A 26,521-nucleotide genomic window follows, 5' to 3' on the forward strand; every position below is an offset into this window, starting at 1 on the left:
TCTGGAGGAATGAATCATGACAAAAGATTTTTACACGGCCATTAAAGAGAGACGTTCATATTATGGAATCAATAAAGAGGTCCAAGTATCTGATGAGAAAATAAAAGAAATTGTTGAATTTGCCGTTAAACACACGCCATCGGCTTTTAATTCCCAATCTTCCCGCCTTATTGTTTTAACAGGCTCAGCACATGATAAATTATGGGATATTACGACGCAAGCGTTAAGGAAAGCGGTCGGTGAGGGAGATTTCTCTGGCACTCAACAAAAAATGGATTCCTTTAAAGCGGGATATGGAACCATCTTATTCTTTGAAGATGAATCTGTTGTGAAATCACTTCAAGAACAATTTGCTACTTATGCCGATAACTTCCCAATCTGGTCACAACAAACATCAGGAATGCATCAATTAGTTGTTTGGACTGCCCTTGAGGCAGAAGGATTGGGAGCAACTTTACAGCATTATAATCCTCTAATTGATGATGAAGTGAAAAAAGAATGGGATGTTCCAAGTAATTGGAAGTTGATTGCGCAAATGCCATTCGGTAATCCAACAGCTCAACCAGGTGATAAAGAATTCAAACCACTTGAGGATCGTATAAAATATTATAAATAACTAGTAAGAGCAACTTTATTAAAGCCAAGTCTAACGGGCTCTCAGACTGTAGACAAACTCGAAGAAAAGCGAGTTTGTCTACAGTTTTTTTCTTTAAAAAACATTCCCTCGCCACAAGCGTCTTTGGTGTCCCGGCTAGCCAGTTATTCGGCAGGAGTGTCGCAAATTTCTTCAACCTAGCGAGAGTTCCATCCCATATAAAACAGTAAAAAATCATGGAGTATAACCAAGTTTTGTTTTGAAATTATGGTAATGATCCCCTCGATAAAATCGTGAAAAGGATTCGGGAAGAGACCATCCCGCCCCCTTTTTGTATACAAACCGAGAGCCAACTCTATTTAGCTCTTTTTTAGTTGAGCTCATTTTGCATATGCTTTTCAGAATTACAAATGTTAATGGATGTAATTTACAGATATTAATGGCTTTGCGTTGTTATCAGAAAAAATATTTTTACTGCTTTTTTGATAAATGTTCTGAGTGGAAAGTGACTATACCTTATGTAAAAGCTTTATAAGTAATAGTTCTGCTTGTTATTCAATTCTTTAAAAATGAGTGCTATTCCTTGGTCAAGTTTTTGTATATTTGTATTGGACACGTTTAATTTTAATATTTTTTCCTGGTGAAAGCCATCTATATAATTTTGCTCTATCGTCTCTACCAGTACTTGTTGATTATGTAAGTTTTTGATTAGTTGAGCACTATTTAAACGATGAGGTAGTACGATATGAGCGTTCATACATATGGATGCTGGGCGATGAAAGCCTGAAGTTGAGTGCTTTTCTAGAGCATCATACAGCAAGTTTGCACGCACTAAATAGGACAGGCGCACTTTGTTTCTATGGCGTTCAAACATACCGCTTTTTATGTAGATTTCCAGGGCTGCTTGTGAAATCATGGAACTATCGATATCAGCTGTCCTTTTATATAGTTGGAAGCTGTTCGCTAATGGTTTTGGCAATACGGCAACACCTATACGTAATCCTGGAAACATTATTTTAGAGAAGCTTTTTAAATAAATGACCATGTGATGTGTATCCTCGGAAAAAATAGGGTCTACCTTCATATTTTCTTCGAAATCTGCTAAAAAATCATCTTCGACAATATAAACACCATACTTTACAGCAAGTTTTAGTATCTCTTCCCTGTCCTTTTTAGAGTAAGAAGTCCCTAACGGATTATGAAAACGAGGCATCGTATAAAAGAATTTAATTTCCTGACCACTAAAAATCCGTTCTAATTCCTCTAAATCAATACCTTCTGCCGTTCGTTGGATTCCTAGCACGGAAATCTTGTACGCTTTCAATTGCTCCACAAATAAATGATAACTAGGTTGTTCAACAAGTATATGGGTACGTTCATTTGGAAAGGGGATAAGTGTTAATAAGGAAAGTGCTTGTTGCACACCAGAAGTAATGAAAATCTGTTCTTCCTTTGCGAAAACCTGATATTGCTCTAATTGCTTTTGTATCACTTTAATTAAAGAGGGTAGTCCTTTTGGAGTGCCATAGATAAACAATTCTTGCTGATAGGTATCGATGGCTTTGTTGATGCAATGTTGAAAGTCATGATACGGAAATTGATGCCAAGCGGGAGCGGAGGTAACAAAATCGATTTCCGCAGTTGGTTCACTTTTACCATTAAATTCTTTTTGAACGACATAATATCCACTTTTAGGTACCGCATAGATTAAATGCCTCTTTTCCAATTCTTGCAGGGCTTTTATGACTGTACTTTTACTACAATGATGTTGATCGCTTAGTTGACGAATTGATGGGAGTTTAAATCCTGCTTTGAGCTGTCCATTCTGGATGAGAGATTCAAATTCATTAAACAAAGCTACGTATTTTAACATGAATACCTCCTAAAAACTGTACCGTTACAGATGCTTTTTATTTGTATTGTATCGTAGTCGAACTTTTAATACGATACTAACAACCGGCCGGCTGTTGAAAAGGAGGATTTACTCTATATGCCAGAACATAAAAAAGCCTATTTTGCAGCGATACTATATGCCATTATTATTGGATTTTCATTTATCTTTACAAAAATATCATTAATGGAAGCGAGTCCGTTAGACACATTGGCACATCGATTTACGATGGCTTTTTTGATCGCTATAGTTTTTAAGCTGTATAGGAGGACATCAGTGAAAATGAGTGCAAAGGATACTTTGAAAACTCTTCCGTTGGTGTTCCTTTATCCAATTTTATTCTTTACATTCCAAGTGTTTGGTCTCGTTTATACCTCATCTTCAGAAGCGGGTATCATCCAAGCGACCATACCAATTTTCACGTTATTATCAGCTTCATTATTTTTGAAGGAATACGCAGGTAAAAGTCAGAAATTTTTTCTTTATTTATCTGTGATGGGGGTTATCTTTATCTTTGTCATGAATGATTTGCAACTTGAGGCTCACAGTTTGAAAGGAACGATCCTGATCTTATTATCTGCGATTGCTGCGGCTCTTTATAATGTGGTAGCAAGAAGGTTAACAAAGCGATATTCACTATTTACGTTAACTTATGTGATGACGTTCTATGGTTTTTTTGCTTTTAATAGTATGGCCATCATCAACCATATCATTAACCAATCTTTTAGTAGCTTTTTTTTACCCTATACAAGTAGTGCATTTCTCATTTCGATCATATATCTTGGTGCATTATCGTCACTGCTTACTGCTTTTTTATCAAACTATGCATTATCTATATTACCAGCATCTAAGATGAGCGTTTTCAGTAATTTAGCGACATTGATTACGGTTATGGCAGGGGTGATATTCTTACATGAATCCATACACTATTATCACGTTATTGGTGCAATGATTATTCTTGTTGGTGTAATCGGCACAAACTATTTTGGTGGAAATCGGTCAAAGCATATCAGTAAGGTTATTGGCGATCCATTAATGAAGAGAGAGGTAAAGTGAATGAATAAATATGTGTTATTACTGGTGATTAGTTGTATATGGGGATCTCAATTCTTCTTTATTGCATTAGTTATAGATAATGTTGGGGTTATTACTTTGTCAGCCATCAAAGCATGTATCGGTGGTATCTGTTTACTCTTCATTGGTTTTTTCTTATCAAAAGAAGAGCGAAGAGTAAATAGGAGTTATTATAAATGGTATATAATCATTGCGGTTTTCGAAGTTGTACTACCATTCGTATTTATTGCGCAAGGTCAGAAAACGGTACCAAGCAGTATCGCATCGATGTTGATTGGAATGGTTCCTGTCTTTACCATCCTCTTTTTAATAACATTTTACAAAAGAAAAAGCACAATGCCGGAGATTACAAGTATACTATTCGGATTTGCAGGTATTGTCTTCCTTTCCTGGCCAACACAAGGATTCCATGACCTTTTCACCAGTATTCAAGGTAATATCCTATTGATATTGGCTGCCATGAGTTTTGGATTATCATTGATTATCATGGAGAAATTAAACGAGGGATCTTCCGTTATTCATATGAGAAATGTATTATTGATTGCCAGTGCATTTCTCATCCCAATGTCCCTTTTATTTGAGCAATCTTTCAAATTGGATTTAGAACGATCTCAATCTATCTACTTAGCGATTTTAGGCATTTTCCATGCAGGAGTAGTTTATGCATTATTTAATAGGCTGATTCGGCAAGAAGGCGCGTTATTTACGTCATTCAGTAATTATATAGTGCCTGTCATCGGTATGATTTTAGGCTTTTTCTTTTTACATGAAGCGTTGTCTATTCATCAGATGATTGGGATGGGTATAATTATGATGTCATTGGTTTTTTCAGACAAAAAAATAATAACCAAGTTGATAAGAAAGTAGTATTTTAATATATGTGCTATTGTCCGTAGTCTTTAATTGTACTAATAAACCGCAGATTTTAGAATTTCGAAAAAATACCGCAGTAAAAGTGAGAAAAGAGAAGTGGATTATATTTTATCTTTGTAGGATGGAAATTCATTTTTTGAAAGAATATGTGGTTTTTGGTGTTTGATCCGCAAATGATTTATATACTTTTATATAATAGAAGCAGCATCTGCTTAGGTTAAAGCAGATGCTGCTTCTACTAAAAATTATCACTAACTAGCAATAACCCTTATGTTTTTATTTATTCTGCATTAGATAGTGGAGCGTTTTTATCCATCTTCATTATAATAAATCCAGACCAGGCAAACATTAAGGATGCAAGGTAAAAGATGCTTCCAATCGTTAAAAAGTCGACTAAATATCCGGTTGCTATCACGGCAGCTGCAGCACCAATGGATGTCCAAACATGGTAGTTTCCAATTTCCTCACCCGCGGTTGTTTTCGTAACATATCTTGCAAGTACCGTTTTTTCAGTGTTTTTTTGTACAGCCCCAAGGACCCCCATTATAATTTGCAGGAGATAGACATGCCAAATTTCATATGCGAGAGGAAAGGCAAGAAGGATTAGTGCCATCCCCCATGAATAGATAATGAGAAATGTTTTGTCACCGGCTTTGTCAGCGAATTTTCCGATTAAAGGGTAACTAAGTGCTGCTGTCAGTGAGAATATTCCATATGCCCATCCGAATTGCGAATAGCTGGTACCTACATTCTTGATTAGCAAAATATAAAAAGGGAAAATCATGCTGGCAGCCATACCAACAGTGCCTTGGTAAATAACAAAACGTTTATAATTCATGGATGATACTCCTTGTAGAAAAGATTCATGAAGCGATTATCAGGATCATACTTCTTCTTTAATTGAAAGAATTCCTCAGCACGCGGATACGCTTCAAATAATTGTGTTTTGGTTGGATAACCATAATAGGGCAAATAGTAGCTGCCATTATGCTCAAGCGTCACATTAATCATATTACGGATGACCCTTCCCGTATTTTCCTTACTTTCGTTATCTGTCCCTTGATTGATTAGCATAACAAGAGCGAACATATCATCCTTGGCATAGGACATGAGTGATTCATCATTATGTTCCACATAACGAATTGTAATATTTAATAAATTGAAATCTTTTTCATGTGATAAAGTTTTTCTTAGATCATCGATATAATCAGTAAATTGATCTATCGGAACGAAGTATTCTTGCAACACTTCTGTTTTGGAGGGATTGCTGTAATCCATAAAGGCAGAGTCCGACCTCATCACATTATTCCTGGAAACCAAGTTACCATCAATATTGGCCATGTAGGTCTCTTGAGTTTCCCAAAACCTCTTTTTCCCCCAGTCATTATAACGCGATAGGCCAAGAAAGAATTTAGGCACGGCAACGATTGTTTCCCGTTTGAGAGTATTGTAGTTCGATAGCTGTGCTTGGTCATTTGCCCTATAATAATCCGTTACATACATTTCATCCAAATAGGAGCCAGGAGCAACCGATATTCTTGCCAGATGCATTTTAACAGCATCGTTTTGAAGGACATCTCTTTTAAAATACGAAGTATATTCATCATAATTGAGTGATTTCGTTTTAATTTTATAAAGTTCGTCATCGGTTAGCTGGAGTGTAACATCAAGTATTACTCCAAACAAACCATATCCGCCAATAACCGAAGAGAAGAGCTCCGAATTTTCTTCGCGGCTCACCGTTAGGATTTGTCCTTTCGCGTTAAGCAATCTAAAAGATTCCACGGTTTCTATCAAGGCATGATGGCGGATATCACGGCCATGGACATTAACGCTCAAAGAACCGCCGATGGTGAATATGTTTTGAGATTGACTGACCTTCAGTGCAAGTCCATATGGGTTGATATATTCCTGTAGATCAGCCCAGGTTGCTCCGCTTTGAACCGTGATGTGTTTTTCTTTTACATCCAAATCAAGGATTTTGTCATAATGCTTCATATCCAGCAGGATCCCGTTTGGATATAATGTCTGTCCCCCTTGGCTATGCTGCATTCCGGCAATGGAAATGGAATCACCGTTTTTTACAGCTTCTTTAATGACCTTTTTGATTGCTCCTTCACTATCTTCTGCTTTTATCGCTTTCATTTTAACTGGCATCAGGCGGCTGATATCTTCTGCAATGGGGTGGTCAAGCTTGAAATTAAAAGCCTGCAGGGATAAACCAAATAATATTGCATATGGGATGATAAAGAAAAATCGTTTCATAATAACTAGCTTTCGACTCCTCGTTAAAAATGTTTGACACTCAAGAGATATATTAATGCATGAACTTTATTGAATAATTGAGTTACCTCGCCATTCATTGAGATTGGGTTTAATATGCTTTAAATAATGTTGAACTTTTTATGTATTAGTGCTTCATTTTCAGCCCATTAATGATAGTTTCGATTAGAGGTATGGATAAAGATTCCAAGCTTTGTTCTGTGTTGTTTAAACCCCAATGGTAGATGATACCCATCAGGCTTTGGGTGAGGAGTGTTGAAATCTCATTTATTGACTGTTCCGTGCCTATGCTGTTTTGTTTTTTCGCCTCTTCAATTAATGAACGAATAATTTGTAAGAGTGAGCGATTTGAATTTGAAAAGTATGTATGTTCTTTTGAATCTAATGCGGAACTGTAAATCACTTTCATTAGATCTTTGCCCATCTCTTCTTCCAGAAAACGCATCAATTTGCGTATGAAAACAAACAATTTCTCGGTAGCGTCCATATCGGCTGGGAACGAATGGAAGACTTCACGATAGTAATCATCGACTTCTGTGAACCTCGCTAAAAAAATGTCCGATTTCGCTGAAAAGTGTTGATAAAATGACCCTTTCGAAGTGCCGCTTTTTTTCACGATTTCGTCTACTGTAACTTTATCATAACCCTTTTCGCTAAATAGCTTTAAAGAGATGTTTAAAATTTTTTCACGAGTCTTTTCTCCCCTAAGCTGTTTTTTTCTAGGTTCAATCATAAAAAAACCTCCTAGTGATAATTGACAGAATATTCCTATATAGTTTACTATCAGACTACAGTCTGGTTTAGGGAATTTATGGTCTATTTAATTTAACGTAGATTATGAATATTCACAACGCTTTCTTAATTCATTTGGCATATCGGGAAAGCGCTTACGATGTTTCTTGGTCAGTATGGGTGTTGTCAATCTAGCAAAATCAGGAGGATTTTTTAAAAATAGGAGAATACCTGAAAAGGGTGGTTAGAGTTCGTAAGATCCCTTTCCTATTAGTTACTGTCAGGTAGAAAAGGTAATTCTTTTTTAGCCTGGATGATATGCGTTTTGTAATATTGTTGGGAATGAGTAAATGTAAATGGAGAGGAGGTGGTATTTCGACTTTTTGAAGGTACCGGGAATGAACCAGAGAGTCGGGAAGCTAGGAAAGAAACGATCAGCGGCAATCGCATTTTTTTATGGGGAAAATGTAGCTTGAAAAGGGAGGAAATAATCATGAATCATTCCAGTGGTGAAATAGAGAAAAAGACGATCAGTAAAACGATGAAACGCATTCTTCCATTTATCTTGATCCTTTATATCATTGCATATTTGGACAGGATCAATTTAGGCTATGCTGCTTTACAAATGAATGCGGAATTAGCTTTATCCGCTGAGGTTTTTGGATTACTTTCTGGTATTTTCTTTATAGGCTATTTCTTCTTTGAAGTTCCAAGCAACATGATCATGCATAAAGTGGGAGCTCGGATATGGATTGCCCGTATAATGATTTCGTGGGGGCTCGTTGTAATATTAACAGGTTTTGCGCAAACAACTATGCATTTATATATTCTCCGTTTTTTATTAGGTGTCGCCGAAGCTGGTTTTTTCCCTGGTATAATCTTATATTTAACTTATTGGTTCAGGGCCCGCGAAAGAGGAAGGGCAACAGCGGTCCTGCTTTTAGCCTTACCGATTGGCGGATTGATTGGTGCGCCTGTGTCGACGTGGATTCTTGACAATATATCCTGGTTTGGTATGGCAGGCTGGAGATGGATGTTCATCCTTGAAGGCATTCCGGCCATTATTATAGGAATTGTTGTTGTTTTCTATTTAACTAATAGACCGACTAACGCTAAATGGTTATCTAAGGAAGAAAGTGATTGGTTAGAAGGGGAATTGAGTGCGGAAAGAAAAGTTAGCTCGAAAATAAATAAAGTCACTAAGCTTGATATGCTGAAAGATTCGAAAATCTGGAAGTTGGCCCTTTTTTATTTCGCAGGGTACACATCTATCTATGGATTGTCATTCTGGATGCCAACCATCATTAAATCTTTATCGGAAAATGCAACAACCAATTTAGAAATAGGCTGGTTAGCGATGATTCCATCATTAGTCGGTATACCTGCCATTATGTTTGTTGGCTGGAACTCAGATCGGACCAATGAACATAAACCACACTTGCTTGTTTGTCTCATGATATCAGTTATCGGATTTATCGGGTGCGGCTTTTCAGATAGTGTATTTATGATGGTGCTTATGTTAACGATTACATCTTTCGGGTTATACGGTTTCAGTGGATGTTTCTTTGCCTATATGACATTTTTCTTTACTGAGTCGACTGCACCAGTTGGCATAGCCCTAGTCAATTCATTTGCGGCTTTAGGTGGTTTTGTAGGACCGATGATTCTTGGAACTGTTGCATTTACTCAAGGCATGTTTATATTATCTGGATTACTTGTGATAGGAGTCATTACTTTATTATCATTAAAATTGACTAATGTTTCAGCTGAAAATATTGGAAAAGAAGTTGAAGTCAATATTAAGCAATTATAAAAAATTCTAAATGAAAATTGAATTAAAGCGTAGAGTACTAAAATAGAAACATCAGTGGAAATCACAAAGGTCCATGGTGTTTCTTTTTTCATATAGTCATATTATTAAAGAAAAGTAATTTTTAAATGAGGGAAGTAAATGTAATAAATATGGATGCTTTCCATTTTGAGCATGTCCAAATTTAATCTTGATCGCAGGTTCTTCTCAATATGACTTGTTTGAAGGATTCGGCAGGATTAGAATGGAGATGAGATGCAACTAACTTTGTAAAGAACAGGGATTCCTTTTCTTTCAAACGTCACATTTATTCGATGAAAAGGATATCAGGGAGAGAAATGGGTGATGATGTGGAAATTCATTTGGTGGTAAAAGATGAGATAGAGGCTCAAGGAATTCGTTGGATAGTTGAATCCCACCTTACGGGAGTCCGACTGATCCTATGGAAAACGATTGAAGAATTTGAAAAGGGCATGCGCAATCAGCATCCGGAATTCGTCATTTTAGATATGGATATTTGGACGAATGAAAGTGAGGCGATGGGCGCTTCGTTAAAGCGGAGGGGAATTCGTTGGTTAGGGATTTCATCTGAGCGAATCTTTCAAACAGCTTATCGGGCCTTACGTTTTCGTGCGGATGATGTTCTATTCCGTCCTTTTTCTTCAGCGGATTTGGTAAAGCATATCCAACAATTGCGTTTTCAATTAAGAAATGGTCAAGGTTTTTCCTCGACAGGCACCATGGATGAGGAGAATACACTTGATATTGGTTATCCAGATTTCTTCTTGACAGAGCGGAGGCATGATAGTCGAATAACCATGGTGGCATTTTTGACACCTGATAATAGGGCCCTCCCTTTAGTATATGATGAACTGCAACGATATTCTTTTACTGGGAAGCATCAAATATTCGCTTTATCGGATTTTATTTTATGCGTCCAGGAAACAAAGGAAATTGATGTAAATAAGGAAGAATATCAAGCGTTCCTGGCTCACTGGAAAGAAAGAATGGATGAGCCTCTTGCCATCATAATAAAAGTGGCAACGCCTGATGAGTCTTTAAAAAGGATGTACCAGCAAACACGTGAATTTACGAGGCAAATCTTTTTCGATGGATATGATATCATTTTAGCGGAAAGTCAACAAACTTCCCCTCAAGAGATGGATCCATTCCTCACTCCTCTTGAACAAAGGCTTTGGATAGAAATGCTCGAAAGACGGGATGCGAAAGCCATCAGGAACTGGATCGAACGTGAATTCCTAACTTTTCAACAACCATACCCTGACCCGGAAATCGTTCGTATTCGCCTTACAAGCGTACTCGCACAGATCCGTAGGCATATGAAATCATACAACTTGCAAAATGCGTCTCTAGAAGCAATATACTATGATGTATTTCAGCAAATCGTACATAAACCAGTCATTCATCAAATAGTAAAAGAACTGCATGCGTTCACCACCCATTTGCTCCTTCAGGATCACGGGCAATTACAGGAAGGAGCACGCACTCTTAGCGAAAAAGCAAGAGAGCTGATCGAGTCCAACTATTGGGATTCCCAGTGGAATCTATCGACCTGTGCAGATACTCTGCGTGTCAATAAAAGCACACTCAGCCGTCGTTTTGCAGCTGAATCCGGCGAGTCTTTTCGCAATACGCTGCATCAAGTTCGAATTAGGGAAGCTAAACGCCTATTAAAGGAAACGGATTTATCATTGGAGGAAATCGCACAATTAGCCGGTTATTCACATCAGACCTATTTTAATGCAAAATTCAAACTGCTTGAAGCTTGTACTCCATCAGCTTATCGGTCTGGATTATAAAAAGGACGATTCAGTAATATTGAATCGTCCTTTTTTATTTCATAACAATATAATTCTCAATATAATTCATAAAAAAATAAAGTTAACTACAAAAACTTGAAATAATTTATAAAATAATCATTAAATTATAATTAATGAATTATTCTGAATTTTTCTTATAGAATGAAAATATAACAAAAACAAGGGGGAAATGAAAATGAACACGATTACAAACAAGGTTATCCGTTATACTGGAACAGAATTGCATACAAAAGGATGGCAACAAGAAGCAGTGCTTAGAATGTTAATGAATAATTTGGATCCTGAAGTTGCAGAACGTCCAGAAGATCTGGTGGTATACGGAGGGATCGGGAAAGCAGCTCGTAACTGGGAATGCTTTGATGCAATCGTCAAATCACTAAAAGAGCTTGAAGAAGATGAAACTTTATTGGTCCAATCAGGGAAACCGGTGGCCATTTTTAAAACGCATTCGGATGCACCACGTGTCCTGCTTGCAAATTCAAATATCGTCCCTGCTTACGCGAACTGGGAAACATTCCATGAACTTGATAAAAAGGGATTGATGATGTATGGGCAAATGACAGCTGGTAGCTGGATATATATTGGTTCTCAAGGAATCGTACAGGGTACATACGAGACATTTGCCGAGCTTGCAAAACAACATTTCAATAACTCATTAAAAGGCACCATTACTCTAACGGCAGGACTAGGCGGTATGGGAGGGGCACAGCCACTGGCAGTTACGATGAACGGCGGTGTCTGTATCGGAATCGATGTTGATGAGACAAGAATTGACAGGAGGATCGAGACTCGTTATACCGATGTGAAAACGGATTCTTTAGATGAAGCCATTCGTCTAGCTAAAGAAGCAAAACTTGCAGGAAAAGCATTATCGATTGGCTTGATTGGGAATGCGTCCGATCTTCTTCCTGAAATGATCGCCAGAAACTTTATTCCGGATGTCTTGACAGATCAAACTTCCGCCCATGATCCGTTAAATGGATATACACCATCTGGTATGTCAATGGAGGAAGCTGCACAATTACGGAATGCGAATCCAGAAGAGTATATTAAACTCTCTAAAGCTTCAATGGCCAAACATGTAAGAGCGATGCTTGAAATGATGGAAAAAGGAGCCGTGACGTTTGATTATGGCAACAATATCCGTCAAGTTGCGAAAGATGAAGGGGTAGAGAATGCTTTTGACTTCCCTGGTTTCGTTCCTGCTTATATCCGTCCACAATTTTGTGAAGGAAAAGGTCCATTCCGCTGGGTGGCTTTATCTGGTGATCCTGAAGACATTTATAAAACAGACCAAGCCATTTTACGCGAATTTGCTGATAATGAACATTTATGTAACTGGATTAGAATGGCTCAAGAAAAAATTCAGTTCCAAGGTCTGCCTTCGCGCATTTGCTGGCTTGGTTATGGGGAGCGCGCCCGTTTTGGTAAAATCCTCAATGATATGGTTGCAAGTGGAGAATTGAAGGCCCCGATAGTAATTGGGCGTGACCATTTGGATTCAGGCTCTGTCGCTTCGCCGAATCGTGAAACGGAAGCAATGAAGGATGGTTCGGATGTAGTGGCTGACTGGCCAATCTTAAATGCAATGGTTAATGCAGTGGGCGGTGCAACCTGGGTATCCGTACATCATGGCGGTGGTGTAGGAATGGGATACTCCATGCATGCAGGAGTGGTAATCGTGGCAGACGGCACCAAAGAAGCAGGCGCCAGGATTGAGCGAGTGTTGACAACGGATCCTGGGATGGGCGTAGTGCGTCATGTTGATGCAGGGTATGAACTGGCAGAGGAAACAGCTCGTGAAAAAGGTATTAATATCCCGATGCTTGATAAAGGAATTGATAAACAATGACAAAACCAATTTGGATAAAACATGCCGCTCAACTTGCCACCCTTACCTCTGAAAGGAAAGGTCCTCGTTCCAAAGAGGGAATGTCGGAGCTTGGTTTGATAATAGATGGAAGTATATGGATGGAGTCTGGTTTGATTCAAGCTGTAGGTACGACCAAGGAATTGGAAGAACTTTATGCTGATAGATTGCATGAAGCTGAAGTTTTCGATGCTTCTGGCCATTTGGTGACACCAGGGCTTGTTGATCCCCATACGCATGTGGTATATGGCGGGAGTCGTGAGCGTGAATTTGAAATGCGTCTTGAAGGTGCAACATATATGGACATCATGAATGGAGGTGGAGGCATTCATGCAACCACCCGCATGACCAGGGAAGCAAGTGAAGAAGAGTTGATGGAACAAACCAAACGACGCCTTGATTCGTTTCTCGCTCATGGCGTGACTACAGTAGAAGGTAAAAGCGGTTATGGAATGAATTTGGAAACCGAATTGAAGCAGTTGCGGGTGATGAAGAAGTTACAGGAAGAGCATCCGATTGATTTAGTTCCTACCTTTATGGGAGCCCATGCGGTTCCAAAGGATTATAAAGGCCGTGAGGATGAATTTGTTGATCATCTGATTAATGATATGCTTCCAATCGTCTCTGAAGAAAAGCTTGCTGAATTCAATGATGTATTTTGTGAAAAGGGGGTTTTTACCCCTGAACAATCAGAGCGGATTTTAAAGGCGGGGAAAAAGTACGGCTTGATCCCTAAAATTCATGCCGATGAAATTGAGCCATACGGGGGAGCGGAACTAGCTGCCAAAATAGGGGCGATTTCAGCTGAGCATTTATTAAAGGCTTCCGAAGAGGGAATTCAAGCCATGGCTAAGTCAGGAACCATTGCCTGCTTGCTTCCAGCCACAGCTTTGTATTTAAGAGAAGAAGCGGCCCCAGGACGCCGAATGGTTGATGAAGGTGTAGCTGTTGCCATTTCGACCGATTGCAATCCCGGATCCTCACCGACGACTTCTATGCCACTTGTCATGAATCTGGCATGCATCTCGATGCGGCTTACCCCTGCTGAAGCGCTTACGGCGGCAACATACAATGCTGCTTGTGCAATCAACAGACAAGAAAAGATAGGTTCGCTTGAAGTAGGAAAACAAGCGGATGTCGTTTTATGGAATGTTGAAAACTATCAGGAATTGCAATATTTATTTGGGGTTAATCACGTTAAGACTGTATGGAAAAACGGTGTTCAAGTTGTGAATGATAGAGTAAAGACTGATTCCAAAAGCCTGACGGGCCTTTAAAACTCACTAAAAAAAGATACGGCCTCGATTCTCAATCAATGTCTACCCATTCCATCCGCTGAAAAATTCAGGGGATGGAATGGGCTTTTAGAAGTATTTATCAAATGTAATGGTGCTGAATCGTAGGATGGTGGTTTATCATCCTACCCTTGCCAGCGTTAAACACTTTACTGCTTTACAGTGAGATTTAATGAAAGTGTTTTAAGGAAATCGTGGAAATGAATCTTCCATGTGGAGGGGATTTTATGTGGATAATCACTATCCATTCGAAGGATAACTTAAAAATGTTTGAGTTTTACACTGAAAAGGAAGCAAGGGAAAAATTCGAGGTAATAGAAGGGTGTAAAATCCTTAGTGAAGTCATTTATTTCAATGATCATATAATTTCAGGTTAACTACCGGAGTATTACAGTAATAGTGTTTTTTTTGATCCATAAATCTGATAAATCAAAAAATGGAGGGGATTCTTTGAACGAACAAAAATTCACTATAGACGATGCCCCATTTAATAAATTTCATTTTCGAATTGCAGGACTTACATTCGGTTCTAGCTTCTGTGATGGATATTCCCTTGGAATCATTGCGATGGCCCTGACAGTATTCGGGCCTCAAATGAATATGAATGCAATGTGGACAGGGCTGATCGGCAGTTCTGCTTTAATCGGTCTATTTGCGGGATCTTTAATACTTGGAAGACTTTCTGATCGTGTAGGAAGACAGAAAATCTTTCTTGTAAACTTTTTACTTATCACGGTTGCTACTATTTTACAATTTTTTGTTAGTAGTCCAGAAGAGCTTTTCTTTTTACGGTTGCTAATTGGTTTTGGACTTGGAGGAGATTACGCTGTCGGTACAACTTTACTCGCCGAGTTTTCACCCAAAAAGTATCGCTCCTCGCTTCTCGCGTCTATAAACGTAGTATGGACGCTTGGATATGTTGCATCAAACTTTGTTGGTCATTACCTGGGACAGGTTGGTTCAGACTCATGGCGTTGGATGCTTGTTAGTGCTGCTATTCCCGCTATTGTGGTTTTAATCTTAAGAATAGGAACCCCTGAATCACCAAGATGGCTTGTCAGCATGGGGCGTGTCGAAGAAGCTCGCCAGATTGTAAAAAAACACCTTGGATCGAACGTTGAAATGGGAGAAACGACTACTGGCACTGAAAATCAAAAGGCTCTAGGATTTCGTGGACTTTTCAGTAAAAAGCATCGTAAGCGGCTGGCTTTTGGTGGAATATTTAAATTAACTCTTGTTATTCCGTACTTTGCAATCTACACTTTCCTACCGTCCATACTAAGGACAATGGGTTTTGAACAGAACTTTTTTGCCGATACAATGTTAAATCTATTCTTGTTAGTTGGGGCAATTTTTGGTCTATGGTTGCTGGCGAAATTTTCTCGTAGAGGATTTACCATCGGGGCTTTCACAATCCTTACTGTTTCATTGTTTTCACTCAGCTTCTTACACAATGGTTCTCAATTCTTAATGTTGACAGCCTTCTTGATCTTTACTTTTTTCATGTCAGCAGCATCGAACCTTACATTGGTATACCCAGCAGAGCTTTTTCCAACTGAGATTCGTGGTTCTGGAATAGGTATGGTTACGGCAATTAGTCGAATTGGTTCTGCGATTGGAACATTTCTGCTGCCTGTTTCTTTAAGTTCATTTGGATTAAGTACCTCAATGGCAGGTATGGCAGTCATTCTGCTAATCGGCTTGATCGTATCGATCGCCTGGGCACCTGAGACTAAATCGCTTTCACTTAATGATGCCAGTAATCCTTTACTTGAAGCGGAGCACTCTATAATGGAAACCGATATTCCCTTTACAGAAAATAAGAAAATAACATAAGATTAATTTTCCAGCAAATAATTGAGAAGGACAAGAACTTTTTTCTCCTTCTTAATGAGTCATATGAGAGGAGATGTGTAAGGATGACAACAGCCGATTGTTTACACCCTATGGATATTAAAGAGGTTGTACTGGGCGATGATGCCATCTCAATCCAAGAGGTAATTGCGGTTGCAAGATATGGTGCGAAAGTTACTTTCACCGAGGCATATTGTGATAGGGTGGATAAATCCCGTAGCCTAATAGATAAGTTTTTAGATGAAAATCGATTGATTTACGGCGTAACGACAGGGTTTGGCAGTAATATGACGGAGGTGATTTCTCCACAGGACGCAGAAACCCTTCAACGGAATATTGTTCGTTCACATGCTGTTTCTGTTGGGGAAACTCTTGAAAAAGAAGTAGTAAGAGCCATTCAATTGATGATACTCGTGAATTTAGGCCAAGGTTATTCAGGAGTCCGTTTACAAGTTTTAAAACTAATCGCTTCACTGTTAAATCACGATATACTTCCCTATGTTCCAGGTGAGGGGTCAGTAGGGTATCTGTCTCCTGAAGCACACATGGCCTTATTGGTGATCGGGGAGGGACGGGCGTGGTACAACGATGAGCTTCTCCCGGGAAAGGATGCATTAGCACAATCTGGATTGAAGCCAGTTACGCTTGGGTGTAAAGAAGGACTGGCACTTACAAGCGGGACTACTTCCGTCACTGCGATGGCTGTCCTGGCTTTATACAATAGCATTCAAGCAGCGAAAACCGCTGACATTACGGGAGCTATGTCCTTAGAAGTGCTAAAAGGAACAATAAAAGCATTTGATCCTCGTCCCCACGCATTGAAAAAACATGAAGAACAGGCTATGACAGCCAGAAATGTTACAAGGATTCTTGAAGGCAGCCAAATCATTGATACTTACAAGGAACATAGATTACAAGATGCACTTAGTTTACGATGCATTCCACAAGTCCATGGAGCCATAAAAAGAGTATTGAAAGACGCTGCTGTTTCGATTGGGAATGAAATGAATTCTGTAAGTGACAATCCTCTGATTTTTCCGGAAGAGGAAGATGGAATTGCATTAATGGCTGGGAATTTTGATGGTTCATTTGTTGGGATTTACGCGGATACGATATCCATAGCGTTAGCAAACTTAGCAAAAATAACAGAACGCAGAATAGATCGCCTTGTAAACCATCACCTTAGTGAATTACCTAATTTCTTAGTGGTTAATCCAGGTTTAAATAGTGGCTACATGATTCCACAATATACAGCTGCCGGGCTATTAAATGAAATCAGGGTGCTCTCGCATCCAGCCACAATAGATAATATCCCTACATGCGCAAATCAAGAAGACGTGATAAGTTTTGCCTATTTCGCTTCGAAGAAAGCCTATCAGATTTCGAAGAAACTTGAATATATTTTAGCCATTGAACTGATGACGGCAACGCAAGCGATGGATTTTCATCTACCCTTGAAACCGTCACCGGCTACGGAGGCGGTATATCATTTAGTTCGGAGCGAAGTGCCGATGGTTGAAGAAGATCGCTTTTTCCATCCTGACATTGAAGCGATTCATAGGCAAATTCATGAAGGTGAAATAGTGAAGCTCGTTGAAATGGCGATCGGGGAAATAGAGTTCTAAAACCATGTGGAAGCTGTTTTACTTTATTTAATAAGGTAATGGCTTCCTTTTTTTTATATGAAGGCTCATATTTAAAGGAGGAGGGATGTAAGATGCACTATGATGTAATTGTAATTGGAGCTGGATCTATGGGTATGTCTTCAGGTTATTATCTATCAAAAAGTGGACAAAAAGTATTATTAATAGATTCCTTTGCTCCTCCCCATAATAAGGGCAGCCATCACGGGGAAACAAGAATTATTAGACATGCTTATGGTGAAGGCAGGGAGTATATTTCTTTGGCACTTAAATCCCAAAAGCTATGGGGTGAATTGGAAAGAGATTGGGGGAAACAATTATTTCTTCCAACAGGGGTCCTGAATGCCGGAAGCGAAAATTCGGATTTCATTAAACAAGTGAAAGCGGGGTCAAAGGAATATGGTTTACCTATGAAAATCTTGGATTCACATGAAATTCATGATAGATGGCCTGGAATAACACTGCCAGAAGACTACATTGGGTGTTTTGAATCGACTTCGGGCGTGTTGAAAAGTGAAGAGTGCTTAAGAGCGTATCAACAACTTGCGAAATCCCATGGTGCCGACATCATTGTAAACAGTGAGGTAAGGAAGATAGTTGTTCATGGCAATGGGGTCACGATTAAAACGGATGAACAGACATTCCACTCAGAATCTTTAGTGGTTGCAGTTGGGGCATGGGCCCCGAAAATACTGGCGATGTTAGATTTAAATCTGCCGTTAGAACCTATTAGAAAAACATTTGCCTGGTTTCATGCAAATGAGAAATTATATAATCATAATGATTTTCCAGCTTTTACTTTTGATACTTCAGTGGGTACATACTATGGCTTTCCTAGTATAAATGGTTCTGGATTGAAAATAGGGAGACATGATGGAGGAAACCGTATAAATCCTGATGGCTGTATTGAGGGTTTTGGTGAATTGGATGAAGATGAGGGAGATTTGATGAAGTTTTTACGGAAATATATGCCTACTGATCAAAAAATGAAATATGGGAAAACTTGCATCTACACCATGACCCCTGATGAGCATTTTATAGTGGATAAACATCCTTATTACCCACACATTGCTATAGCAGCAGGTTTTTCTGGTCACGGGTTTAAATTCAGCAGTGTCATGGGAGAAATTTTGAGTGACTTGATTAACTCCGGTACAAGCAAGGAAGATATTTCATTGTTTTCTATTAATCGATTTAAATGAAATGAATCCTATCACCTTTAGATTGAACAACCTTTTATGCGCCACGCTTTAAACTTAAAAAAAGCCGTTGATTCCTTATAACAGGAAACAACGGTTTTTTTTTTTTATTATCACTTAATATTCTACCATTTAGAGACTGAATTTGAATTAATGTTAGATTATCTAACGAGGTATTGTCGAAATATTTAAAACATGCTAGAATTATAATATTCCGAAATATGAAACTCTAATTCCGAAATTCGGTATTGTTAAATTGAGTGAATAAAGAGTACTTACATATTTATCTGGGTTATTTACTGAAATTTCCGTCATTAAAGGAGAGGGTAGTATGAAAACGGTTGATTTGAATTGTGATTTAGGAGAAAGTTTCGGCGCATACCGCATTGGTAATGATCAAGAGATTTTAGATTATGTAACATCAGTTAATGTAGCTTGTGGATTCCACGCCGGTGATCCTTCAGTCATGAGAAAAACGGTTCAGCTTGCTTTAGGGAAAGATGTCAAGATCGGGGCCCACCCAGGTTTCCAGGATTTAATAGGTTTTGGCAGACGCAATATGAATATTTCACCACAGGAAGCTTATGATATTGTAGTCTATCAAATTGGTGCATTAAATGGCTTCCTGCAATCAGAAGGCGGAAGTATGCAGCATGTGAAACCGCATGGGGCTTTGTACAATATGGCCGCAAAAAACAAAGAGTTATCCTTGGCCATCGCTGAAGCGGTATATAAAGTGAATCCTGAGCTAATCTTATTTGGTTTGTCGGGCAGTGAATTAATCCGTGCCGGACAGGCTATCGGATTGCGAACGGGCAGTGAAGTATTTGCTGATCGTACCTATCAACAAGATGGTTCATTGACTTCCCGATTGGAGAAGGATGCCTTGATCGAAAATGATGATGATGCCGTTGCACAAGTCATTCGCATGGTGAAGGAAGGGAAGGTTTTGTCTCAACAAGGTTCAGATGTGGCTTTAAGAGCAGATACCATTTGCATTCACGGGGATGGGGCACATGCTTTAACCTTTGCTCGGCATGTGAAAAAATCCTTGCAATTATCTGAAATAACAATCAAGTCCTTTTCTTGAAAAAACCAATACATTCAGGAGGTAGATTCCATTGGAGCCAATCAAAAATACTGCAGCACAGGAAAAGAATCCGACTAAGCCAAAAACAAACCGTACTTTATTGTTAGGTGCAGCATTCCTAATGGCAACATCGGCAATAGGACCTGGTTTTTTAATGCAAACAACCGTTTATACCCAAAGTCTTGCAGCAAGTTTCGGATTCGTTATTCTTATTTCGGTCATTCTTGATATATTTGCCCAAACAAATGTATGGCGAATTATTGCTGTGTCCGAAAAACGGGGTCAAGAAATTGCAAACATGGTCCTTCCAGGGCTGGGTTATGTACTTGCCGCACTGATTGTTATGGGCGGGCTGGCATTTAATATTGGAAATATCGCAGGAGCTGGATTAGGTCTGAATGCGATGACGGGAATCTCCCCAACGGCCGGGGCGGCAATAAGCGCAGTCATCGCCGTATTGATTTTTTTAGTGAAAGAAGCGGGAAAAGCCATGGACCGCTTTACGCAAATTGCCGGGTTTTTCATGATTTGTTTGATGATTTACGTTGCTTGGACAACCTCTCCTCCAGTCGGGGAAGCGGTAGTGAGGACTTTTGCACCTGATAAAATCGATATTATCGCAATCGTTACATTAGTGGGAGGGTCTGTAGGCGGTTACATAACATTCGCAGGGGGACACCGTCTCTTGGATGCAGGCGTGAAAGGTGTTGGTGCATTACCCGAAGTAACCAAGAGTTCGGTAGTGGGCATCTTGATCACCACGGTCATGCGTGTAGCGTTATTTCTAGCAGTGCTGGGTGTTGTATCGAAAGGTTTATCAATTGATCCCGATAATCCTGCAGCATCCGTTTTTCAACTTGCAGCTGGGAATGTAGGATATAAAATCTTCGGGATCGTTATGTGGGCTGCCGCAATCACATCAGTGGTTGGAGCCGCATATACTTCCGTTTCGTTTATCAGAACATTCAGCGAAAAGATAAATAATAATGCTAACTGGATAATCGTTGGATTTATTGTCGTATCGACCATTTGTTTTCTATTGATTGGTCAACCGGTTAAAGTACTGCTTGTAGTTGGAGCCATTAATGGACTAATTTTACCAATTGCCCTTGGTACATTGCTAATTGCCGCATATAAGAAAAACATCGTGGGTGAATATAAGCATCCTTTATGGTTAACGATTTCCGGTGTATTCGTGGTAGTCATCATGTCGTTAATGGGCGTGTATACATTAGTGAAACAACTGCCCGCACTTTTTTAATGATTAATGAGTGAAAATCCAATAAATACAGATGGAAGTGGCGTGCCAGTTTGTCACTGACTGCCAGTTCTTAATAGGAGATGAAAAATAATGATCGATCTTTCTCAGGCTACCCCGGCTGAGTTGCGTTCAATGATTCGAAACACCGAATTGGTAAAACCGACTGCTGGAATGGCTAACGGTTATGCACAAGCGAACTTAGCCATCTTAAAAAAAGAGCATGCTTTTGATTTTTTATTATTCTGTCAGCGCAACCCTAAATCCTGTCCATTGCTTGACGTAACGGAAATTGGTTCACCCATTCCCGCATTTGCAGCAAAGTCTGGGGATATACGCACAGATATTCCTAAATATAGGGTATATAAATATGGAGAATTAGTGGAAGAAGTAACGGATATTTCAAACTATTGGGAAGACGATATGGTTGGATTTTTAATCGGGTGCAGCTTTACCTTCGAACACGCCCTTTTAAATAATGATATATCGATTCGGCATATTGAAGAGGGATGCAATGTACCTATGTATAAAACCAATATTCCGTGTATTGAAGCAGGGATTTTCCATGGGAAAATGGTAGCTAGCATGAGGCCGATTCCACAAAAGGATGTGGTGAGGGCAGCTCAAGTGACATCGCGGTTTCCTGCAGTTCATGGGGCTCCGATTCATATTGGTGACCCTGAAGCAATCGGTATTTCCAGCATTCAGCATCCGGATTTTGGTGATCCAGTAACGATTCGTGATGGGGAAGTCCCGGTCTTTTGGGCATGTGGCGTAACGCCTCAATCCATTGCTATGGAGACCAAACCGGAGATCATGATCACGCATGCACCTGGACATATGTTCATAACTGACATTCGTGATGAAAAATTAGGAGTTTTATAACTGACGGAAAGAGATGAGTCCTATGCCGGAAAAGCTTTTGAATAAATCTGCTTGTACACTTTCTCCATTGGGCGATTCCGCAATCGTGATTACATTCGGGAATGGAATGGAATACAGCATTCACAAAAACATTAAATTGTTTATGGATTCGCTGGCAGAAGAACCCTTTCCAGGATTTATAGAATGTGTGCCGGCTTTTACTAATTTGACGGTTTTTTATGATCCGCTAGTTATCTATAAGGATCGAAAACAAAACAGTGAAACTGAAAACATTTCCCCCTATGAAGTGGTCCGTTCCATCTTGGAATTGAAATTACAGGAAATAAAAGAAGATAAAAAACTCTCACATCGAACGGTTTCCATTCCTGTGTGTTATGGGAAAGAATACGGTCCGGATTTGGAATATGTAGCCCGTTATAATAAATTGACTACTGATGAAGTCGTTCATATTCATTCAACCGGAGAGTATTTGGCCTATATGATTGGATTTGCGCCTGGTTTCCCGTTTCTTGGCGGACTATCAAAAGACATCGCGACGCCTAGGCGTTCTTCTCCCCGGATGACAATTCCGGCTGGGGCAGTAGGAATCGCTGGTATGCAAACGGGTGTATATCCAATATCAACACCCGGTGGATGGCAATTAATCGGACAAACGCCAACCAAACTATTCTTACCAAATGTAAATCCACCCAGTCTATTACAAGCAGGGGACATTGTTAAATTCCATCCGATTTCTGTTCAAGAATATAAAGATATGATTCGTAAGGAGGGGGAACATTGAGCCTGCGAGTAATCAAACCGGGATTATTGACAAGTATACAGGATCTTGGAAGAAAAGGATTTCAACAACATGGGGTGATTGTAAGTGGGGCGATGGATGGCTATTCTTTACGAATTGCCAATATGTTGGTAGGCAATGAAGAAGGAGAGGCGGCCTTGGAAATCACCTTAATGGGTCCGACCATTAAAGTGGAGAAAAATTGCCTGATTTCGATAACGGGTGGGAATTTAACACCAACAATTGATAGTAAGGTTGTACCGATGTGGAAGCCTATTTATGTAAAAGAGGGATCGATTCTTCGATTTGAAGGGTGTAAATCAGGTTGCAGGGCGTACTTAACAGTTGCGGGGGGCTATGCGATTTCTGAAGTGATGAACAGTAAAAGCACATATCTAAGGGCTGGGATTGGAGGCTATAAAGGGAGGGCATTAAAGGCTGACGATGTCTTGGAGTTTAATGAACCTTCCAAAATCCTTGGTGATCGGGAGTTCAAAGGTCCATTTTCCTACCCAAAGTGGTTTGTCAATGATAAAGAGTTCTTGCCAGGGGGAAAACCTCTCATCCATTTCATCGATGGAAGCCAATATGATTATTTCACGGAATCAAGTAAAGATAGTTTTGTAGAGGGTTCATTTAAAGTTTCTAATCAATCCGACCGCATGGGATATAGAATATCAGGCCCGACACTTGAGTTACAGGATAATGGGGAGTTATTATCTGAAGCGGTCACGAATGGATCGGTTCAGGTTCCTCCGGATGGAAACCCGATCATTCTCCTTGCCGATAGCCAAACAACGGGAGGATATCCTAAAATCGCTCAGGTGATTACGGCAGATTTACCATTGATCGCTCAGGTTAGGCCAGGGGAATCCATTCAATTCTCACGGGTGAACTTAAAAGAGGCTGAACGGCTTTTCCTTCAAAAAGAACGACAATTCAATGAATTGAAGGTTTCGATTTCATTAGCCCTGAAAAAATGGCTTGCTATATAATTCCTCCGGCAAAAAACGCCAACGATGAGAAAGTACTCTTTAGAGTGCTTTCTTTTTTTGTTCCCCTTAAATATATAATTTACCGTAGGTCAATACATCCTTTCTTCCATGTTTTATAATAGAATGATAGTTAAGGAAAAAATGTATCATGAAAGGAGAAATCATGCAGGCACATAACAAAACGGTTGTGAAATCCATGCAAATCCTAACCCTTTTCATAAATCATCCGAAACTGACCTTTAATGAAATGATGGAACTTTCCCATTTGCCGAAAACCTCGTTACACCGTATGGTGGGATCATTGGAAGAAATGGGATTTTTAAAAAAGGACGATGATGGCCATTATTCACTTGGACTGATATTCTTGCAATTTGGTCAACTGGTAGGGGAGCGTTTGGATATCAGGTCAATCGCTTATCCCATCATGAAAGATCTTCGGGATGATGTTGAAGAAGCAGTGAATTTAATTGTGAGGGATAAGGATGAAGCGATGTACATCGAAAAGGTGGACACCCTGCATCCTGTTCGTCTTTATACATCTATTGGAAGGCGATCGCCATTGTACGCTGGCGACTCTCGAATCATCCTAGCGAATTTGCCTGAAGAAGAGCGTGAAAATTATTTGGAAAGTATTCAATTAAAACCAATCGCCATGGGAACGATAACGGATAAAACTAAACTCCGTCATGCTTTGGATGAAGCTAGAATGAATGGTTACACGATAACTTCATCAGAACTTGAAGATTATACAAAAGCGGTGAGTGCACCGATACTCAATGGCAAAGGTCAAATAGTAGCTGGTATTAGTGTGGCCGGTATTGAAGCAAGGTTTCAGGAAGATCGCCTGCCTGAATTGATTGACAAAGTAACGAATGCTGCCAAGGCAATTTCCATGAAACTTGGTTCTCAAGTTCATTAAGGAAAATAGAAAATGATTTTTTCCAAACTATCATCATTTACGAAATCGATTAGTTTACTTAATTAGGATGACTTACATATGATAGTAGACAAAAAAGTAGGGGTCCCCGGTTTTAAAAAAAGGAATAATCTGCAAAGCCACCGGTTATGGTGGTTTTTTTGTCATTTTGGCATACTCAGTAGTAACGGTGTAATGATAGCAGCTTTATTAGGAGGGGCTTATCATCAACCATTTCATGAACATAGGGAAGTGAAATTTAACTGACCAAGACGCAAAGGTGAACCATCCGAGATGGTTCACCTTTGCTAATATCGCTAAATCAAGCTTTGGAATCTGGTTTCACTTAATTGGATAATCGTTAGTTAGCCCCTAAATACGCACAAAATCTGATTGATTTATATTTCTCGGCACGCCGATGTCAGCCATTGTAAGTAAACCTGGTTTACGGAGGGAATCAATTTGCTTTGCGGTATTGATAATCATTGCTGCGGTTGCGGTATCGCCAAAAATGCCGTTTGGGACAATCAATCTCTGGGTTTCGTTCCCCTCAATAACGATTTCATCTTCTTGCTTAATACCTGCAGACATCGTTAAATCCAGTGAAATTTCCTTTCCGTCCGTTGTCTTGCCCGTGGAAATTTGATGGAGCCCCTTAACATCCCCAGGTTTTAATGTAGTTAGGGGAACGGTAATATTTTCACTTGCAATCGTTGGTTCTATTATATTGATTACGCTTGAAAGTTTCCAATTGAGCCCATAAGCGATCAATCTTACAGACTCCTCAAGTCCTACATGACCAATTTTATCCTGTTTAGCTAAAAATTCAAACTCTTCTTTGGTCATACCGATTCCGACTTTTTTTTGTAGGGGAAGGCGCCTTTTGGATACATCCACTTTACGATTGACCCTGATTTTGTTAACCGTCGTCAATATTGTTGAAAAAGAAATGGCCATAGTATCCATTATGTAGCCTGGATTGATTCCGGTTCCAATGACACTAAGTCCTTTTGCTTTAGCGTAATCATCTATTTCCTTTGCAAGTACAGGGTAGCGATGCCAAGGGAAAGAAAGCTGCTCACAGGTGGAAACAACTGAAAAACCATGATCTAAAAGCTCTTTGATTTGTGGCCATACTTTTTGTGCGTTTGAACCGGTTGCATGAAGGGCAATAGGGTGGTCAGCTGCAGAATTCACTTCCTGTATGTGGGTTACTACACACTTGTTCGTTTCTTTTTCATTGATGAGTAAACCAATATCCTTACCTACCTTATCGGGATCAATATCGACAACGCCGATAATCGATTGTGGATTGGTTTGATAAGCGCTGCGTAGAATTTCAATACCAATGGGGCCGAGTCCGAATACTGTAAATTTAGAATATTGTTTAGCCATTCATCTCTCATCCTTTCAAATAACGTATAAGAAAAGGCTAACATTGATAGATAAATAATAAAAATAGTTAATTTTTATATATTTATAAATTATCGTTATAAAAGGAATGACAGTAATGAATGGGCGGATGTATGTAAAAGAGGCTTCAAAAGGTTTTATTAAGAAAAGTCCCAACTTTTTGTGCTGAACGAAGTGGCTATCGGTTGCAAGGGATTGAAGCAAAACAACCATTCCAAGGCGTGTC

General features: G+C 39.4%; 22 protein-coding genes. 17 read left to right on the top strand and 5 right to left on the bottom strand.

All coding sequences use genetic code 11. The annotated features are described in order from the left end of the window. Positions 1–16 precede the first annotated feature (16 nt). A complete protein-coding gene (locus tag ABIE66_RS11305; protein ID WP_370014729.1) occupies positions 17–616 on the top strand; it encodes a nitroreductase family protein in 600 nt (199 codons plus the stop codon). A 508-nt stretch (positions 617–1,124) separates the two neighbouring features. On the opposite strand, the gene ABIE66_RS11310 is transcribed toward ABIE66_RS11305, so the two are convergent. Further along, complete coding sequence (locus ABIE66_RS11310; protein WP_370014730.1) at positions 1,125–2,468, bottom strand: aminotransferase-like domain-containing protein; 1,344 nt, start codon at positions 2,466–2,468, stop codon at positions 1,125–1,127. Positions 2,469–2,585: 117 nt separating this feature from the next. On the opposite strand from ABIE66_RS11310, the gene ABIE66_RS11315 reads away from it, so the two are divergent. Beyond that, the gene (locus tag ABIE66_RS11315) at positions 2,586–3,542 is read left to right on the top strand and encodes a DMT family transporter (RefSeq protein WP_370014731.1); all 957 of its coding nucleotides are present in this window, start codon (positions 2,586–2,588) and stop codon (positions 3,540–3,542) included. Continuing rightward, entirely contained in the window at positions 3,543–4,427 is an 885-nt protein-coding gene (locus ABIE66_RS11320; RefSeq protein ID WP_370014732.1) for a DMT family transporter, read from the top strand. A 286-nt stretch (positions 4,428–4,713) separates the two neighbouring features. On the opposite strand, the gene ABIE66_RS11325 is transcribed toward ABIE66_RS11320, so the two are convergent. The 3 genes from ABIE66_RS11325 to ABIE66_RS11335 all read right to left on the bottom strand — a co-directional run bounded on the left by ABIE66_RS11325 (position 4,714) and on the right by ABIE66_RS11335 (position 7,449). Next, positions 4,714–5,271 carry an MFS transporter gene (locus ABIE66_RS11325; RefSeq protein WP_370014734.1) on the bottom strand — a complete coding sequence of 186 codons (558 nt, stop codon included), beginning with the start codon at positions 5,269–5,271 and terminating at the stop codon, positions 4,714–4,716. After that, positions 5,268–6,698 carry an FAD-binding protein gene (locus ABIE66_RS11330; protein ID WP_370014735.1) on the bottom strand — a complete coding sequence of 477 codons (1,431 nt, stop codon included), beginning with the start codon at positions 6,696–6,698 and terminating at the stop codon, positions 5,268–5,270. Before ABIE66_RS11330 ends, ABIE66_RS11325 begins: the two co-directional genes overlap by 4 nt. Before the next feature lie 145 nt (positions 6,699–6,843). Next, complete coding sequence (locus tag ABIE66_RS11335) at positions 6,844–7,449, bottom strand: TetR/AcrR family transcriptional regulator (RefSeq protein WP_289324764.1); 606 nt, start codon at positions 7,447–7,449, stop codon at positions 6,844–6,846. 492 nt (positions 7,450–7,941) lie between these two features. On the opposite strand from ABIE66_RS11335, the gene ABIE66_RS11340 reads away from it, so the two are divergent. From ABIE66_RS11340 to ABIE66_RS11405, 14 genes are all read left to right on the top strand, one after another. After that, a complete protein-coding gene (locus ABIE66_RS11340) occupies positions 7,942–9,261 on the top strand; it encodes an MFS transporter (protein ID WP_370014736.1) in 1,320 nt (439 codons plus the stop codon). Positions 9,262–9,572: 311 nt separating this feature from the next. Beyond that, positions 9,573–11,078: a helix-turn-helix transcriptional regulator gene (locus ABIE66_RS11345; protein WP_370014737.1), complete on the top strand. Its 1,506-nt coding sequence runs from the start codon at positions 9,573–9,575 to the stop codon at positions 11,076–11,078. A gap of 196 nt (positions 11,079–11,274) precedes the next feature. Then, the gene (hutU, locus tag ABIE66_RS11350; protein WP_289316713.1) at positions 11,275–12,951 is read left to right on the top strand and encodes a urocanate hydratase; all 1,677 of its coding nucleotides are present in this window, start codon (positions 11,275–11,277) and stop codon (positions 12,949–12,951) included. Continuing rightward, positions 12,948–14,246 carry an imidazolonepropionase gene (hutI, locus tag ABIE66_RS11355; RefSeq protein WP_370014738.1) on the top strand — a complete coding sequence of 433 codons (1,299 nt, stop codon included), beginning with the start codon at positions 12,948–12,950 and terminating at the stop codon, positions 14,244–14,246. The genes hutU and hutI overlap by 4 nt, the downstream gene beginning before the upstream one ends. Positions 14,247–14,491: 245 nt before the next feature. Further along, positions 14,492–14,641: a hypothetical protein gene (locus ABIE66_RS11360; protein ID WP_370014739.1), complete on the top strand. Its 150-nt coding sequence runs from the start codon at positions 14,492–14,494 to the stop codon at positions 14,639–14,641. Positions 14,642–14,714: 73 nt separating this feature from the next. Next, entirely contained in the window at positions 14,715–16,100 is a 1,386-nt protein-coding gene (locus ABIE66_RS11365; RefSeq protein WP_370014741.1) for an MFS transporter, read from the top strand. 83 nt (positions 16,101–16,183) lie between these two features. Further along, positions 16,184–17,743, top strand: a complete 1,560-nt coding sequence (gene hutH / locus ABIE66_RS11370; RefSeq protein ID WP_370014742.1) for a histidine ammonia-lyase — start codon at positions 16,184–16,186, stop codon at positions 17,741–17,743. A 92-nt stretch (positions 17,744–17,835) separates the two neighbouring features. Next, positions 17,836–18,963, top strand: a complete 1,128-nt coding sequence (gene solA, locus ABIE66_RS11375; protein WP_370014743.1) for an N-methyl-L-tryptophan oxidase — start codon at positions 17,836–17,838, stop codon at positions 18,961–18,963. 328 nt (positions 18,964–19,291) lie between these two features. Further along, entirely contained in the window at positions 19,292–20,050 is a 759-nt protein-coding gene (gene pxpA / locus ABIE66_RS11380) for a 5-oxoprolinase subunit PxpA (protein ID WP_370014744.1), read from the top strand. A 121-nt stretch (positions 20,051–20,171) separates the two neighbouring features. Continuing rightward, entirely contained in the window at positions 20,172–21,311 is a 1,140-nt protein-coding gene (locus ABIE66_RS11385; RefSeq protein ID WP_370017026.1) for an NRAMP family divalent metal transporter, read from the top strand. A 90-nt stretch (positions 21,312–21,401) separates the two neighbouring features. Then, positions 21,402–22,193, top strand: a complete 792-nt coding sequence (locus ABIE66_RS11390; RefSeq protein WP_289324773.1) for a putative hydro-lyase — start codon at positions 21,402–21,404, stop codon at positions 22,191–22,193. A 22-nt stretch (positions 22,194–22,215) separates the two neighbouring features. Beyond that, positions 22,216–22,974: a 5-oxoprolinase subunit PxpB gene (gene pxpB / locus ABIE66_RS11395; RefSeq protein ID WP_289324774.1), complete on the top strand. Its 759-nt coding sequence runs from the start codon at positions 22,216–22,218 to the stop codon at positions 22,972–22,974. Then, positions 22,971–23,966, top strand: a complete 996-nt coding sequence (locus ABIE66_RS11400) for a 5-oxoprolinase subunit C family protein (protein ID WP_370014745.1) — start codon at positions 22,971–22,973, stop codon at positions 23,964–23,966. The genes pxpB and ABIE66_RS11400 overlap by 4 nt, the downstream gene beginning before the upstream one ends. 163 nt (positions 23,967–24,129) lie before the next feature. Beyond that, positions 24,130–24,885 carry an IclR family transcriptional regulator gene (locus ABIE66_RS11405; protein WP_370017027.1) on the top strand — a complete coding sequence of 252 codons (756 nt, stop codon included), beginning with the start codon at positions 24,130–24,132 and terminating at the stop codon, positions 24,883–24,885. Between the two features lie 369 nt (positions 24,886–25,254). Here the strand turns inward: ABIE66_RS11405 and ABIE66_RS11410 are convergent, their stop codons facing one another. Next, positions 25,255–26,277 carry an NAD(P)H-dependent amine dehydrogenase family protein gene (locus ABIE66_RS11410; protein WP_370014746.1) on the bottom strand — a complete coding sequence of 341 codons (1,023 nt, stop codon included), beginning with the start codon at positions 26,275–26,277 and terminating at the stop codon, positions 25,255–25,257. Positions 26,278–26,521: the final 244 nt, after the last annotated feature.

It is taken from the genome of Peribacillus sp. B2I2, assembly GCF_041261685.1.
GTDB lineage: Bacteria > Bacillota > Bacilli > Bacillales > DSM-1321 > Peribacillus.

Bases quoted from the DNA above. Each gene is read 5' to 3' on its own strand.
- hutU (WP_289316713.1), top strand. From the start codon at position 11,275: ATGAACACGATTACAAACAAGGTTATCCGTTATACTGGAACAGAATTG.
- ABIE66_RS11325 (WP_370014734.1), bottom strand. From the start codon at position 5,271: ATGAATTATAAACGTTTTGTTATTTACCAAGGCACTGTTGGTATGGCT.
- ABIE66_RS11345 (WP_370014737.1), top strand. From the start codon at position 9,573: ATGAAAAGGATATCAGGGAGAGAAATGGGTGATGATGTGGAAATTCAT.
- ABIE66_RS11340 (WP_370014736.1), top strand. From the start codon at position 7,942: ATGAATCATTCCAGTGGTGAAATAGAGAAAAAGACGATCAGTAAAACG.
- ABIE66_RS11310 (WP_370014730.1), bottom strand. From the start codon at position 2,468: ATGTTAAAATACGTAGCTTTGTTTAATGAATTTGAATCTCTCATCCAG.
- ABIE66_RS11410 (WP_370014746.1), bottom strand. From the start codon at position 26,277: ATGGCTAAACAATATTCTAAATTTACAGTATTCGGACTCGGCCCCATT.
- ABIE66_RS11330 (WP_370014735.1), bottom strand. From the start codon at position 6,698: ATGAAACGATTTTTCTTTATCATCCCATATGCAATATTATTTGGTTTA.
- ABIE66_RS11360 (WP_370014739.1), top strand. From the start codon at position 14,492: ATGTGGATAATCACTATCCATTCGAAGGATAACTTAAAAATGTTTGAG.
- ABIE66_RS11320 (WP_370014732.1), top strand. From the start codon at position 3,543: ATGAATAAATATGTGTTATTACTGGTGATTAGTTGTATATGGGGATCT.
- ABIE66_RS11390 (WP_289324773.1), top strand. From the start codon at position 21,402: ATGATCGATCTTTCTCAGGCTACCCCGGCTGAGTTGCGTTCAATGATT.
- ABIE66_RS11305 (WP_370014729.1), top strand. From the start codon at position 17: ATGACAAAAGATTTTTACACGGCCATTAAAGAGAGACGTTCATATTAT.
- ABIE66_RS11405 (WP_370017027.1), top strand. From the start codon at position 24,130: ATGCAGGCACATAACAAAACGGTTGTGAAATCCATGCAAATCCTAACC.
- ABIE66_RS11335 (WP_289324764.1), bottom strand. From the start codon at position 7,449: ATGATTGAACCTAGAAAAAAACAGCTTAGGGGAGAAAAGACTCGTGAA.
- ABIE66_RS11385 (WP_370017026.1), top strand. From the start codon at position 20,172: ATGGCAACATCGGCAATAGGACCTGGTTTTTTAATGCAAACAACCGTT.
- ABIE66_RS11315 (WP_370014731.1), top strand. From the start codon at position 2,586: ATGCCAGAACATAAAAAAGCCTATTTTGCAGCGATACTATATGCCATT.
- hutH (WP_370014742.1), top strand. From the start codon at position 16,184: ATGACAACAGCCGATTGTTTACACCCTATGGATATTAAAGAGGTTGTA.
- solA (WP_370014743.1), top strand. From the start codon at position 17,836: ATGCACTATGATGTAATTGTAATTGGAGCTGGATCTATGGGTATGTCT.
- pxpA (WP_370014744.1), top strand. From the start codon at position 19,292: ATGAAAACGGTTGATTTGAATTGTGATTTAGGAGAAAGTTTCGGCGCA.
- hutI (WP_370014738.1), top strand. From the start codon at position 12,948: ATGACAAAACCAATTTGGATAAAACATGCCGCTCAACTTGCCACCCTT.
- pxpB (WP_289324774.1), top strand. From the start codon at position 22,216: ATGCCGGAAAAGCTTTTGAATAAATCTGCTTGTACACTTTCTCCATTG.